This is a genomic window from Sinorhizobium garamanticum, from assembly GCF_029892065.1.
GTDB lineage: Bacteria > Pseudomonadota > Alphaproteobacteria > Rhizobiales > Rhizobiaceae > Sinorhizobium > Sinorhizobium garamanticum.
This window is the reverse complement of record NZ_CP120373.1, coordinates 1,419,980-1,434,092: the sequence shown is the minus strand read 5'-3', so window position 1 is coordinate 1,434,092 and position 14,113 is coordinate 1,419,980. Positions and strand designations below refer to the sequence as shown.

General features: G+C 61.5%; 12 protein-coding genes. 3 read left to right on the top strand and 9 right to left on the bottom strand.

The features are described from left to right. Window positions 1-376 precede the first annotated feature (376 nt). The 6 genes from PZN02_RS06660 to PZN02_RS06635 form a co-directional block, all read right to left on the bottom strand. The gene (locus PZN02_RS06660; RefSeq protein ID WP_280660810.1) at window positions 377-946 is read right to left on the bottom strand and encodes a CarD family transcriptional regulator; all 570 of its coding nucleotides are present in this window, start codon (window positions 944-946) and stop codon (window positions 377-379) included. 412 nt (window positions 947-1,358) lie between these two features. Next, window positions 1,359-1,697 carry a ferredoxin FdxA gene (gene fdxA / locus PZN02_RS06655; protein WP_280660809.1) on the bottom strand — a complete coding sequence of 113 codons (339 nt, stop codon included), beginning with the start codon at window positions 1,695-1,697 and terminating at the stop codon, window positions 1,359-1,361. Between the two features lie 701 nt (window positions 1,698-2,398). Further along, window positions 2,399-2,809, bottom strand: a complete 411-nt coding sequence (locus tag PZN02_RS06650; protein WP_280660808.1) for an RNA-binding S4 domain-containing protein — start codon at window positions 2,807-2,809, stop codon at window positions 2,399-2,401. 7 nt (window positions 2,810-2,816) lie between these two features. Next, window positions 2,817-5,786 (bottom strand): helicase-related protein, encoded by a 2,970-nt coding sequence (locus tag PZN02_RS06645; protein WP_280661407.1) that lies wholly within the window; start codon window positions 5,784-5,786, stop codon window positions 2,817-2,819. Between the two features lie 713 nt (window positions 5,787-6,499). Then, complete coding sequence (gene phbB / locus PZN02_RS06640) at window positions 6,500-7,225, bottom strand: beta-ketoacyl-ACP reductase (RefSeq protein ID WP_280660807.1); 726 nt, start codon at window positions 7,223-7,225, stop codon at window positions 6,500-6,502. A 177-nt stretch (window positions 7,226-7,402) separates the two neighbouring features. Beyond that, window positions 7,403-8,584, bottom strand: coding sequence for an acetyl-CoA C-acetyltransferase (locus tag PZN02_RS06635; RefSeq protein WP_280660806.1), 1,182 nt, complete (start codon window positions 8,582-8,584; stop codon window positions 7,403-7,405). A gap of 224 nt (window positions 8,585-8,808) precedes the next feature. Here PZN02_RS06635 and phaR point away from each other — a divergent pair, with 224 nt between their 5' ends. Next, entirely contained in the window at window positions 8,809-9,387 is a 579-nt protein-coding gene (phaR, locus tag PZN02_RS06630) for a polyhydroxyalkanoate synthesis repressor PhaR (RefSeq protein WP_280660805.1), read from the top strand. A 237-nt stretch (window positions 9,388-9,624) separates the two neighbouring features. Here the strand turns inward: phaR and rpmF are convergent, their stop codons facing one another. The 3 genes from rpmF to mtgA all read right to left on the bottom strand — a co-directional run bounded on the left by rpmF (window position 9,625) and on the right by mtgA (window position 11,417). Then, entirely contained in the window at window positions 9,625-9,810 is a 186-nt protein-coding gene (rpmF, locus tag PZN02_RS06625) for a 50S ribosomal protein L32 (RefSeq protein WP_003535764.1), read from the bottom strand. A 177-nt stretch (window positions 9,811-9,987) separates the two neighbouring features. Further along, a complete protein-coding gene (locus PZN02_RS06620) occupies window positions 9,988-10,638 on the bottom strand; it encodes a glutathione S-transferase family protein (RefSeq protein ID WP_280660804.1) in 651 nt (216 codons plus the stop codon). A gap of 77 nt (window positions 10,639-10,715) precedes the next feature. Further along, window positions 10,716-11,417 (bottom strand): monofunctional biosynthetic peptidoglycan transglycosylase, encoded by a 702-nt coding sequence (gene mtgA / locus PZN02_RS06615; RefSeq protein ID WP_280661406.1) that lies wholly within the window; start codon window positions 11,415-11,417, stop codon window positions 10,716-10,718. Between the two features lie 296 nt (window positions 11,418-11,713). Here mtgA and PZN02_RS06610 point away from each other — a divergent pair, with 296 nt between their 5' ends. Together PZN02_RS06610 and hisC are read left to right on the top strand one after the other, a co-directional pair. After that, on the top strand, window positions 11,714-12,625 hold the full coding sequence (locus PZN02_RS06610) for a polyprenyl synthetase family protein (RefSeq protein ID WP_280660803.1): 912 nt from the start codon (window positions 11,714-11,716) through the stop codon (window positions 12,623-12,625). Window positions 12,626-12,901: 276 nt separating this feature from the next. Continuing rightward, window positions 12,902-13,957 carry a histidinol-phosphate transaminase gene (hisC, locus tag PZN02_RS06605; protein ID WP_280660802.1) on the top strand — a complete coding sequence of 352 codons (1,056 nt, stop codon included), beginning with the start codon at window positions 12,902-12,904 and terminating at the stop codon, window positions 13,955-13,957. Window positions 13,958-14,113 lie beyond the last annotated feature (156 nt).

Genomic DNA, 14,113 nt, shown 5'->3' with positions numbered 1-14,113 from the left:
GGCGGCCCGTTTCAGCCAACCCGAAGGGCCGGGCATCTTTCCGCCAGGCTCAGAGGCGATCGGCTCGGACGTACATCCGGGTACGCCCCTTCGCCGATCGCCTCTGCCCTGACGAAAACCTGCTCCGGCAGAACTGCTTCCATCTAACCCTGAAGGGCTCTTAATCGAGTACGGTTTAAGGAAACATGCAGGAGCCATGCGAGCAAAGAAAAAGCCCGGCGCGAGGGCCGGGCTTTTGGGTCGTGGCTTTCGGGTTGTCTCTACAGTGCCGCGCGTCTTATCAGACGCGCAAAGGACGCTGTCGCACTTTGAATTGCTGCACGTTTTTGTCCTTGGATCGGCTCCGATTTAAGGAAACATGCAGTGGGACTGCGGCTCAAGCGGCCTCGTCCTGGGTATCCTCTTCTTCGATGGCCTTGCCGCGCTTCGGCCCCTTGTTCAGGTTGGCTTCGACGAGACGGACCGCCTCCGTTTCCGACATCTTGTTGACGGCAGCGATTTCGCGCGCCATGCGATCAAGGGCGGCCTCATAAAGCTGGCGTTCGGAATAGGACTGTTCAGGCTGGTTTTCCGCGCGATAGAGATCGCGCACCACTTCCGCGATGGAGATGAGATCGCCGGAATTGATCTTGGCATCATATTCCTGGGCACGGCGGGACCACATGGTCCGCTTCACGCGTGCCTTGCCCTGCACGACCTTCAGCGCACGATCGACGAAATCGGTTTCGGACAGCTTGCGCATGCCGATCGTGACGGCTTTCGCCACCGGCACCTTGAGACGCATCTTGTCCTTCTCGAAATCGATGACAAAAAGCTCGAGCTTCATGCCAGCGACTTCCTGCTCCTCAATCGCAACGATCTGGCCAACACCATGAGCCGGATATACGATCGATTCACCGGTCTTGAAGCCTTGGCGCGTTGAAGATTTTTTCTGCTGGGTCGTCATTCGTTTCAAAAACTCCCTATTTCGCACCCGGCCTCTCAAAGGCCGGGGCCGGGTCGGTCAGGCCCGGGATAGACGGGGATACCGCCGGGTGGGGTCAATCCTGGTCCGTCCAACGGAACGCATACGGCCTCATATATCGCGGTCGCAAGCAACGGAACGTTGCGTATTTGGGAAGAGCCGCGCCGTGGAGATCGTTTGCTTTCGTGATGGTTTTCGGGCGCGCAAAAGCACCCTCGGTGGATCAGTGTCAGAAACCTATCACAAAAAATTGCGCAAATCAATAATTTGCTGCACGGCAGCGATCAAGCTGCCACGCTCGCAAGTGTGAAGCCGAGGCCGGATTTCCCCAGATTTCGGCCCTCGCTTTGTATCCGTTCGTCAGCGTCGGCGAACCAAGCACAGGACGAATGCGTCAGTCGCCCTGTCCCGGCTCGTCAGAGAAATACTTCTCATATTTTCCCTCGATGCCGTCCATCTCCTTGGCCTCCGGCAAAGGATCCCGCTTCACCGTGATATTCGGCCACTTCGTCGCAAAATCAGCGTTCAATTTCAACCACATGTCGAGGCCCGGCTCGGTATCCGGCTTGATCGCCCCGGCGGGACATTCCGGCTCGCACACCCCGCAATCGATACACTCGTCGGGGTGAATGACGAGGAAATTCTCCCCTTCATAGAAGCAGTCCACCGGGCAGACTTCCACGCAGTCCGTATACTTGCAGCGAATGCAATTGTCGGTCACGACATACGTCATGAGGTACTCCAGCCAAAGCTCACATTTGATGGCAAACGGCAATCAATGGTGATGCCCATCGTCCGTGCATGCTAGGAATGTCCGACGCGCATAGCTGCCGAAGCAGACCCGAATGCCACCTAACTTGGCTTGTCACGTAAAGGCTTTGGGCGCCCTTTGCAAGGATAAACCATGCGCGTTTTGTGGCGAAACGGGCAGAGTTTTCCAGCGTTGCTCCGGTCAGGGATCGAAGCGTGCAAAATGTGCCGCGAAGCCCTGCGACGCGAGCGTGGCGACAGCGAAGACGGAGTGCGCGTTCGGCGGCGCCCGCTCAAATCCCTCGCCCCACCTGCGGGCGGCGTATTGCTGGGAGGAGGGTCAGGCGCGCGGCCCGTTAATCCCGTCCCCCCGCCTGCGGGCTAGAGCCCTTCAGGATTAAATGGAAACAGTTCTGTTGGCTCAAACGGAGTCGGATGGTCGACCCGGCCGGCGCGCGGCGTAGCCAAAGCATACGGCCAAGCCGGCCGGCCGATCAGGCGGCCCGTTTCAGCCAACCCGCAGGGCCGGGCATCTTTCCGCCAGGCTCAGAGGCGATCGGCTCGGACGTACATCCGGGTACGCCCCTTCGCCAATCGCCTCTGCCCTGACGAAAACCTGCTCCGGCAGAACTGCTTCCATTTAACCCTGAAGGGCTCTAGGTAGGGGCAAACGCCGCATTTGAATTAATCGTCATCATTGAGACCGGGCTTCAAGCGATCCGTGTCGCGCCGCTCCCGTTTCGTCGGTCGCCCTGCGCCCCGTTCACGCGTCGCCTGCTCGAAGGCCGTGAGCCTCTGGGAGGAGGCCGGCGGGGTCAGATCCTCGTAGAGCAGGCGGGCCTCCTCGTAGGGACCCCGCCGTGCGCCGGGTAAGAGCACGCGAACGACGAAGTCACGTCGCTCCAGCGACAGTTCGAGCGTATCGCCTGCCTTTACCTGAGCGGAGGATTGCGTCACCCGCGCGCCGTTGACCGCGACATGGCCAGCCTCGATCGCCTTCTGGGCAAGCGAGCGCGATTTGATCAGCCGAGCGAAGAACAGCCACTTGTCGAGCCGCTGACGAGGTGCAGGCGCAGACGTTGGCTGTTTCTCCATTGCCTTCCTACTTTTTCAGCTGCTCCTTGAGAGCGGCAAGTTTCGCAAAGGGCGAATCCGGATCCAGCGGCTTTTCTTTGCGCGGCGGGCGCCCTTCGAACTTCGGACCGCCCGGCTTGCCGCCCCGATCGTGGCGATCGGGCCGATCCTTGCGCTGGCCGCCGCCACCCGGCCTGTTCTCCTGTGCCTTGCCGCGCATGGGCGCTCCGCCCTTGCGGCCGCCCTCCCTGCCTTCGCCCTGACCATGCCGCTGGCCACCACGGCGATGATCGCCCTGGTGGCGGCCGGCCTGGCGCTGGTTGTCCTGGCGCGTCCCAGGACGCCAGAGGAGGACGGGCCTGGCTTCGGTAGGCTCTTCCGCCGGGCTTGCTTCAGCCGGCGCGTCGTTGGTTGCTTCGGCTGCGGGCGCTTCCGTCTGCGTCACGCCGGCCGGCTCGCTCTCGGCCTTCGCATCCGCATCGACGTTCTCGGCCGCGGCACTTTCGACCGGCGTCTCCGCCGGGGTCGCATCTCCGCCCTGGCTTGCGAGGAAGGCTGCCGCCTCTTCGGCGGTCACGCTGTCGGCGCGATAGCCGAGCCCCTTCAGGATTTCCTCCATGTCGTCGGGCGTTGCGCCGAGAATGGACAGCATCGCTGTCGTCGCCATGAAGCGGCGGCCGTCGTATGCGCCGTCCGGACGCGGCTCTGCGCCCGGCTTCCACTGCAGAAGCGGACGGATGAGATCGGCGAGCCGCTCAAGGATGTCGATCCGCACGGCTCGCTTGCCGAGGAAACGGAAGCCCGCAAGCTTGTAGAATGTCCGCTCGAACGACGGATCGGTGACGACAGAGGTACGGCCGGCAGCAAGCATCGGAATGAGTTCGCCATAGCCGGGCTTGTCGAGTCCGTCGTTCTTCAGTGCCCAGAGCAGCGTGATGAGCTCCGCTGGCGCCGGTTTCAGGAGAGCCGGCAGGAAGATGTGATAGGCGCCGAAGCGAACACCGTATTTGCGGATAGACGCGCGACCGTCCTGGTCGAGCGACTTCACCTCCTCGGCGACGTCACGGCGGAATAGCACACCGAGATTCTCGACGAGCTGGAAAGCCAGGCCCTTGGCGAGACCTTCGAGGTCCTCCGCACGGGAGATGTCGTCAAGCGGCTTCAAGATCGTGCCGATATGGTGGTTCACGAATCGTTCGATCCGGGCCAGCACATGGTCGCGGGCATTGGCCTGGAGCTGCTCGTCGGCGAGCAGGATGACGCGGGGACGCATGACGTGATCGCTCGCAGCAAGCCGCGCCACGGGATCACCGAGCCAGCGCACGAGGCCATCCGACGAAAGCGCAAGATCACCGTTGCCGGCCGCATGCAGGCGTGCGGCACGCGCCTCGAATTCCAACGCAAGCGCCTTCTGGGCAGCACCTTGCACCGCCTTCGCATCCGACCCTTCGCCACCGGCTGCCAAAGTGAACCGGAAACCGGCTAATTGGCCTACGTGGTGCCCCTCAACGAAGACATCACCATTCACACTGATTTCAGCTTCCAGCATCGCATTCTCTCTCAGGCGCTTCATGAGCACAGATGTCCTGCGATCAACAAAGCGTTTCGTCAACCTTTCATGTAGCGCGTCGGACAATCGATCTTCGATTTCCCGCGTCTTTTCTTGCCAGTGTGTCGGATCGGCAAGCCATCCGGGCCTATTGGACACATAGGTCCAGGTCCTGATCTGCGCAATTCGCGCCGAAAGTGTGTCAATCTCGCCATCGGTGTGATCCGCGCGGCGAACCTGCTCGGCCATGAAGTCTTCGTTGACCGTGCCGTCGCGAACGAGATCGGCGTAGATCGTCGAAATCAGGTCCGCGTGTTGCGCCGGCGTTATGCGCCGGTAGTCGGGTAGGGCGCAGGCCTCCCACAGCGTCTCGACCCGCTCGGACGTGGTCGCAACGTCCACGATTTCGGGATAGCGCATCAGGTGCTCCAGCGCCTGCTGATCGACAGCCGGAAGGGCACGCGTCAGGCCGGCAACGGCCGGCGCTGCCTCGAGGCTTTTCTTGAGCGCCTTCAGCGAGGAATAATCGACCGCCTTGGACCGCCATTGCAAGACCCTGACGGCATCGAATTCGTGCGACTCCATGCGATGCACGAGTTCGTTGTCGAAGGGATCGACGCGCCCGGTGACACCGAATGTTCCGTCCCGCACATGCCGGCCCGCCCGTCCCGCGACCTGGGCGAGCTCCGCGGGGTTGAGATTGCGGTACTGGTAGCCATCGAACTTGCGGTCCTGCGCGAAGGCGACATGATCGACGTCGAGATTGAGGCCCATGCCGATGGCATCGGTCGCCACAAGATATTCGACGTCGCCCTCCTGGTAGAGCGCGACCTGGGCATTACGGGTACGCGGCGACAGTGCCCCGAGCACGACGGCGGCGCCGCCGCGCTGCCGCCGGATGAGCTCGGCGATGGCATAGACCTCGTCGGCCGAAAAAGCGACGATTGCGGAACGATGCGGGAGCCGGGTGATCTTCTTTGATCCCGCATAGAGAAGCTGCGAGAGGCGCGGACGCTCGTTGAAGGTGATCCCCGGCAGGAGCTGGTGGAGAATGGGCCGCATCGTCGCGGCGCCGAGCAGCAGCGTTTCGTCGCGGCCGCGCAGATGCAGCAGCCTGTCGGTGAAGATATGGCCACGCTCGAGGTCGGCGGCGAGCTGCACCTCGTCGATCGCTACGAACGACGCCGTCGTTTCGCGCGGCATGGCTTCGACGGTGCAGACCGAATAGCGCGCCCGATGCGGCGTGATCTTTTCCTCACCCGTGATCAGCGCGACGTTGCGGTGGCCCACCTTCTCGACCAGACGCGTATAGACCTCGCGCGCAAGCAGCCGCAGCGGCAGGCCGATGACACCGCTGTCATGCGCAACCATGCGCTCGATCGCGTAGTGGGTCTTGCCGGTATTGGTTGGCCCGAGCACCGCGGTCACACCGCGACCGCTCAGGATCATGGATTGAAAGGACACGTCATCGATCCTGGCATTCTCAACGAGCCGGCGCGGTTTCGCGAGCCGGCTGGGAACACATGCCCACGCGCCGGGCCAAACGCAAGGGGTGCGGGCAATTAAAACCGCCTGCGGCCTCCTCCCCGAGCCACATTTGGTGCCTCCAACATTAACATTCGGAACAGCGGTGGAACGAATCAGCGACGAATCGCTGACTCGCGTCGATTCACTGTATGTTCACGGCTATATCTAGACTGCCGTAGAAAGACTCGCACCACATGCTGAATCTGCCGGAACATCGCGCAAACGAATGCCGTCAGCCCCGTTAACTTTCCTTTCCGGAGCGTTAATTGTGATCAAGGATTCGGAATCCAAGACTCTGGAAAGTTTGGAAAATTTTAACCCAGATTCGTCTTGGGACTCGGCGAATCAAGGAATATGAATCGTCGCATTAACCTTTCGATCAAAGCCGGAACGAATCGGCGACGAATCGCTGACACGATAGTTTTCTCGTTTTGTTCACCACAACATATAGTGGCTCCGGTGCTTACGGATCAATAGAATCGCGGTTGGATTTTTCGCAACCGGTGCACTGAAAGGCTGTGTCGTTAACCATTGCATCGAGCGATGAATTCCACTTCCGCAACAAAAGCGGCGCCCAGGAAGGCGCCGCGAGAGATGACATTGTCTTGGAGTTTGGGTCTTGGCGTTTGGCGGGTTCAGACGAAGAACTGGCCACCATTGGCCGAAATCGTCGAGCCAGTGATGAAGCCTGCGTCGTCGGACGCCAGGAACACGACGCAACGCGCAACTTCTTCCGGTTCACCGAGACGCCCGACCGGAATCTGCGGAATGATCCGTTCGTTGAGCACCTTTTCCGGCACAGCCCTTACCATCTCCGTGCCGATATAACCCGGGCAGATCGCGTTGACGGTGATGCCTTTTGCCGCCCCTTCCTGGGCGAGTGCCTTTGTGAAGCCGAGATCGCCGGCCTTGGCGGCGGAATAATTCGCCTGGCCCATCTGCCCTTTCTGACCGTTGATCGAGGAGATGTTGATGACACGCCCGAAGCCGCGGTCGCGCATGCCCGACCAGAGTGGATGCGTCATGTTGAAGACGCCGGTCAGATTGGTGCTGATCACTTCACCCCATTGTTCCGGCGTCATCTTGTGAAACATCGCATCACGCGTGATGCCGGCATTGTTGACAAGAACGTCCACCGGCCCGAGATCCGCCTCCACCTTGGCAATGCCCTCGGCACAGGCCTGGTAATTGGAGACATCCCACTTGTAGACGGGGATGCCGGTTTCCTGCTTGAAGGCCTGGGCCTTCTCGTCGTTGCCGGCATAGTTTGCGGCCACCTTGTAGCCTGCCGCTTTCAGAGCCACCGAAATGGCTGCACCGATGCCGCGGGATCCACCCGTAACCAACGCTACCCTGCTCATGCTCGCCTCCCACAAGATTGATTTCAATGTTGCATAGGTGATCGGCATGCGGCCCGGCATAGACGGGCCACATGTGCTTGATCAATTTCGCCGATGTCACATAGGGACAGCAGGCCAGCAGACCGGCAAATGCACCGGAAAACTGTTCGGCCGGCCTGCTGCATAGGATCCGGCCGGCTACAGGCGCTCGACGCACATGGCGACGCCCATGCCGCCGCCGATGCACAAGGTGGCCAGCCCCTTGGAAACGCCGCGCCGCTTCATCTCGAAGAGCAAGGTGTTGAGGACGCGGGCACCGGAAGCGCCGATCGGATGGCCGATCGCGATCGCACCGCCGTTGACGTTGACGATCGACGGATCCCAGCCGAGATCCTTGTTGACGGCACAGGCCTGTGCCGCGAAGGCTTCGTTCGCCTCCACGAGCTGCACATCGCCGACCGACCAGCCGGCCTTCTCCAGTGCCTTGCGGGAAGCTGGGATCGGCCCGGTCCCCATGATCTGCGGATCGACGCCGGCCGTCGCCCAGGAAACGATGCGGGCAATCGGCTGAATGCCGCGCTTTTCCGCCTGCGCTTCGGTCATCAAAAGCGTCGCGGCCGCACCGTCGTTCAGCCCCGATGCGTTTCCGGCGGTCACGGTTCCCTCCTTGTCGAAGGCCGGGCGCAGCTTCGCCATGGAATCGAGCGTCGCACCGTGGCGGATATATTCGTCCTGGTCGACGGTCACGTCGCCCTTACGGGTCTTCACGATGAAAGGAACGATCTCGTCGGCGAAACGGCCGGCCTTCTGCGCAGCTTCAGCCTTATTCTGCGAAGCGAGCGCGAATTCGTCCTGCTCTTCGCGGGTAAGCTGCCACTTGCGGGCGACGTTCTCGGCGGTGATGCCCATGTGGTAGCCGTAGAAGGCATCCATCAGGCCATCCTTGATCATCGTGTCGATCATCTTGTAGTCGCCCATCTTCACGCCGCCGCGGAGATGCGCGCAGTGCGGTGCCATCGACATCGATTCCATGCCGCCGGCCACGATGATATCCGCATCACCGGTGACGATCTGCTGCATGCCGAGCGCCACGGCGCGCAGACCCGAACCGCACAGCTGGTTCATGCCCCAAGCCGTCTTTTCCTGCGGGAGGCCTGCCTTCATCGCTGCCTGACGGGCCGGATTCTGCCCTTCACCGGCGGGAAGAACCTGGCCGAGGATCACCTCGTCCACCTCTCCCGCGTCGACGCCCGCCCGCTCGAGTACCGCCTTGATGACGCTCGCGCCCAACTCGTGCGCGGGGGTGTTGCCGAAGGCACCGTTAAAGGATCCGACGGCGGTGCGAGCCGCGCTGGCGATCACGACGGAGGGATTGCTCATGGGACGTTACCTCATATTTCGTTTGCCTGATGTAGCCAGACTGGCAAAGCCTTGAGCGCAAGTCAAACGCCTTGATGCGCTGCCGCAAAAGCTTCACGTTTCGCCCGGTGACCATATTTCGCACCTGCGTCGCCGCATTGCACAAAGAGATTGTCAGAGCCTCGATTTTGCGGATACTCTGAAAAATACAATAAAGACGGGATGATGGGTAAGAGGAGACCCTGATGGCGAAGAACGAAGGCCAGATCGTTATCAAGAAATATGCGAACCGGCGCCTCTACAATACCGGGACCAGCACCTACGTGACCCTCGACGACCTGGCCGTGATGGTAAAGAAGGGTGAAGAATTCGTGGTGCAGGACGCAAAGTCCGGCGAAGACATCACCCACTCCGTATTGACGCAGATCATCTTCGAGCAGGAATCCAAGACCGGCAACACGCTTTTGCCGATTTCATTTCTGCGCCAGCTGATCTCCTTCTATGGCGACCAGATGCAGATGGTGGTGCCGAGCTACCTCGAGCATTCCATGCAGGCCTTCACCGAACAGCAGGCCCAGATGCGCGAGCAGATCAACAAGGCATTTGGCGACACGCCGCTTGGCAAGAACCTGCAGGTGCCGCTGCAACTGGTCGAGGAGCAGGTGCGGCGCAACACCGAAATGTTCCATCAGGCCATGCAGATGTTCTCGCCCTTCATGGCCGCGCCCCCGGCCAAGGAAACGAGGAAGGCCGAGGCCAAGGATATCGACGAGCTCAAGGAACAGTTGCGCGCGCTTCAGACGAAGCTCGACAATCTCGGCTGAGCCCCCGGCCCCATATCATTCAGGAGATCGAGGGCGGAATGAGGTTTGCCCTCAACTCCGGCCCTCTCCCCGCAAGCGGAGCGAGGGGGATTTGCGAGGGCGCGTCTTCACGGGCGGGCGGTGCCGGCAGGCGGATGAGGGGCAGCCGGCCCGGCGATTCGGACGGCAAAGTCCAACGCATCAAAGAAAAAGGGCCGGCAAAGCCGGCCCTCAAACTTCATCCGTAGACAGGAACGCTTATGCGTTTTCCTTCGGCGTCAGAACCTGGCGACCGCGGTACATGCCGGTCTTCAGGTCGATGTGGTGCGGACGGCGCAGTTCGCCGGAGTTCTTGTCTTCGATGTAGGTCGGAGCCTTGAGGGCGTCAGCGGAACGGCGCATGCCACGCTTGGACGGGCTCGTTTTTCTTTTCGGTACAGCCATTTCATTCTCCACTTATCGGGCAAAACACTGTTCAGCAGCCGAAAATGGCCGGGTCAAACAGATGTCGATCTCGGAATTTCGCGCGCTTATACATGGCCAACCGCAGTTTGACCAGTCCCCGCACACAAATTTTCGATTCGAGACGGGAACCGAGCGCCCGCCCGCTCTTCGTCAGTGTCAGGCTTCGTCCTCCGGCACGATCCAGGGTTCGGCCCTTGCCGCTTCCTCCCATTTGCGGAAGGCGGGGTGCGTCTTGACGGCATCCATATAGGCGAGCGTGGCAGGGTCTGTCACCAGCTCGTAGACATCGAAACGGTTGACGACGGGCGCAAACATCGCATCCGCCGCACTGAAGCGGCGGCCGAAGAGAAACGGTCCGCCGGAGCGGGCGATCGATTCCCGCCAGATCTCTTCGATGCGAGCGACGTCGGACTGGACATCGTCCGGCAGCGCAATTGCCCGGCGCGGTCGGCGTATGTTCATCGGGCAGGCGCCGCGCAGGGCACGGAAGCCGGACAGCATCTCCATCGAATAGCTGCGGGCGCGGGCGCGATCCTCGCGGTTTTCGGGCCAAAGTCCGGCCTCGGGGAAAAGCTCTGCCACATATTCGATGATCGCCAAGGATTCCCAGACACGGACATCTCCATGATGGAGCACCGGCACCCGTCCGGTCGGCGAAATCTCGCGGAAGCGCGGATTTCCAGCAGGGAAATCGAAGGGAATGACGACATCCTCGAATGGAACCCCGCAGGCTTCGAGCGCCAGCCACGGCCGAAGAGACCAGGACGAGTAATTCTTGTTGCCGACATAAAGAACGAGTTTGTCCACGATGCTGCCTCCGCCTGGTTCGTCGTGCGGCAGACTTGCCATATCAACGGCTGCAAGACCAATGAATTGGCTTCATCCTAGTCATAAAGGCATGTGATGTAACCGCCGGAGCGGCTGGCGCGCCGCTCGATGAGCGATGCAAGCCGCCTTAAGCCCCGTGCGGGCTTGCCGGCATTGCGGTCGATCGGATTGGGCAGCGATACGGCGAGCAAAGCAGCCTGGCGGCGCGAAAGCCTGGCGGCCGAAACGCCGAAGTGGTGCTGCGCGGCCGCCTCGACGCCGTAGATGCCGTCGCCCCATTCGGCGACGTTCAGATAGATCTCCATCATCCGGCGCTTGCTCCAAACGAAATCGGCCGCTATCGCGAGCGGCAGTTCCAGCGCTTTGCGGACAAAGGAGCGGCCGTTCCAGAGAAACAGGTTCTTGACCGTCTGCATCGGGATCGTGCTTGCGCCGCGCGTCTGTCCGCCATCCAGCGCATCCTCGACGACGCCGCGCATCTGGTTCCAGTCGATACCGGCATGCGAGCAGAACTGGCCATCCTCCGACATCATCACCGATTGGACGAGCACCGGGGCGATGTCGTCGAACTCGACCCATTGCCGGTCAAAGCCACGCAAGAGCACGAGGTCGCGCAGCATCAATGTCGAGATCGGGCGAACGAAGTCCAGGGAATAGAAGACGATCAGCACATAGGGCAGCACGAAGAGGGTGAGGACGGCAAGAAGGATGCGGCGGAACCTCGCCCGCCATGTGGCGGACCAGCGATTGGCGGACATCTCCCCCTCCTCCAACGCTTCCGGAACGACGTCCACGCTCTGACTGTCCACCTCTTTGTCCATCCGCCTCTCTTATTTCATGGGTGAGCAAAGTTGAATGGCGTTTCTTACAAAAGGCAAGACGCTTGCACGCTCATCCCACGTAAAGCATCAATCGGACGCACTAAGGTCGCTGTAGCACTTTGAAATGCTGCATGATTTTGTCCTTAAATCGATTCCGATTTAAGGAATCATGCAGTAGCCTGCGACGCGAATGCCCGTTGAAAGCCGTTCTCCCGCATGCCAAAGAGCGCTGCATGAAAGAGACGTCATCCTTTTCCGCACACCTGAAGGCCAATGCGCTTGCAGTGGAAGAACTGCTTTCTGACCTTCTGGGGCCAGTCGTCGGCGCAGATGAAATTGCGCGGCCTCCAAATCTGCTCGCCGCGATGCGCCATGGCGTGCTCAACGGCGGCAAACGCCTGCGCCCCTTTCTCGTGAGCGAATGCACCGCGCTTCTCGATGGCGACGCCGATGCGGCACTCAGGATCGGCGCCGCGCTCGAATGCGTGCATTGCTACTCGCTCGTCCACGACGACCTGCCGGCGATGGATGATGACGATTTGAGACGCGGGCAGCCGACAGTGCACATCGCCTTCGACGAGGCAACCGCCATTCTGGCCGGTGACAGCCTGCTGACCTTCGCCTTCGACATCATCGCCGCACCGGAAACGCCGCTTTCCGACCGGCAAAAGACGGCGCTGATATCGGCGCTTGCGCGTGCCTCCGGACACGGCGGCATGGCTGGCGGGCAGGCGCTCGACCTCGCCGCCGAGAGAACGGCGCCCGGCGAGGCCGGCATTGTCACGCTGCAGGCGATGAAGACCGGGGCACTCATTCGTTTCGCCTGCGAGGCGGGCGCAATCATCGCCGATGCGTCGGACGAGGATCGGCGGCGGCTACGCGCCTTCGGCGAAAAGATCGGTCTCGCCTTCCAGCTCGCCGACGATCTGCTCGATCTGACAGCGGATGCGGAAGCGATGGGCAAAGCCACCGGCAAGGATGCCGCACGCGGCAAGGGCACGCTCGTGGCCCTTCACGGGCAAGCCTGGGCCGAGCGCGAACTCGAGGAACTCGTGGCGCAGGCGGAAAATCTACTTGCGCCCTATGGCGCGCGATCGGCCATCCTCGTCGAGACCGCCCGCTTCATCGCCAACCGCAGGAGTTAGAGCCTTTCATGTCTAAATGGAAGCAATTCTGTTGGCTCAAGCGGAGCGGAATGTTTGCCCGGCTGGCGCGCGGCGTAGCCAAAGCATACGGCCAAGCCAGCCGGGCAAACAGGCCGCCCGCTTCAGCCAACCCGAAGGGCCGGGCATCTTTCCGTCGGGATAATAGGCGATCGCCTCGGCCGTACGTCCGTGTACGCCACTCGACGATCGCCTATTATCCTGACGGAAACCTGCTCCGGCAGAATGCTCCCATTTAGACATGAAAGGCTCTAGCCCGTGAGCAAATACTGGTCGCCGATCGTCTCCGCGCTGAAACCCTATGTCCCGGGCGAACAGCCGCGCATGGCGAACCTCGTCAAGCTGAACACCAACGAAAACCCCTACGCCCCTTCCGACAAGGTGATCGAGGCGATCCGGGCTGCGGCAAGCGCCGATCTCAGGCTCTATCCGGATCCGCTCGCGATCGACCTGCGGAAAGCGATCGCCACGAGATATGGCGTCGGACCGGAGGAGGTCTTCGTCGGCAACGGCTCCGACGAAGTGCTGGCGCACAGCTTCGCTGCGCTGTTGAAACACGATCGGCCGCTGCTCTATCCGGATATCTCCTACAGCTTCTATCCGACCTATGCGGGCCTTTTCGGCATCGACGCGATAGAGGTGCCGCTCAATGACGCCTTCGGCATCGACATCGTCGATTACCGTCGCCCCGCCGGCGCGATCATTCTTCCCAACCCGAATGCACCCACCGGCATCGGCCTGCCGCTCGCCGACATCGAGGCGCTGGTCGCCGAACACCCCGACCAGCCGGTGGTGATCGACGAGGCCTATATCGATTTCGGCGGCGAATCCGCGACGGCCCTGGTTCCGAAATACGAAAACCTGCTCGTCGTGCAGACTTTTTCGAAATCGAGGGCGCTTGCCGGATTGCGGGTCGGCTTCGCGATCGGCCGGCGGCCGCTGATCGAGGCTTTGGAGCGCGTCAAGGACAGCTTCAACTCCTATCCGCTCGGACGGGCGGCCCAGGCAGGCGCCATCGCCGCGATCAAGGACGAGGCCTGGTTCGAGACGACGCGCGGCAAGATCATTGCTTCGCGGGAGAAGCTGGCAGGCGAGCTCGAAGCGCGCGGATTCGAGGTCCTGCCATCGCAGGCGAACTTCGTCTTCGCCCGGCATCCGAAACATGCGGGCCAAGCGCTGGCGGCGAAGCTGAGGGAGAGAGCCGTGATCGTCCGCCACTTCGCCAAGCCGCGGATATCCGATTTCTTGCGCATCACCATCGGTACCGACGAGGAATGTGCGAGACTGGTCGAAGCCCTCGACAAGATTCTTTGAGGCTAACGCCCGGACGGCGCCAACCTTGCCTTGCCCCTCACCCTAACCCTCTCCCCGCAAGCGGGGCGAGGGGACCGGGCCGCCGGAGTGCCCTTTTCCATCTAGATGCCCGTAGGGGGAGAGGGATTGGCGTGATTGCCACTTGCGCCTTCGCCT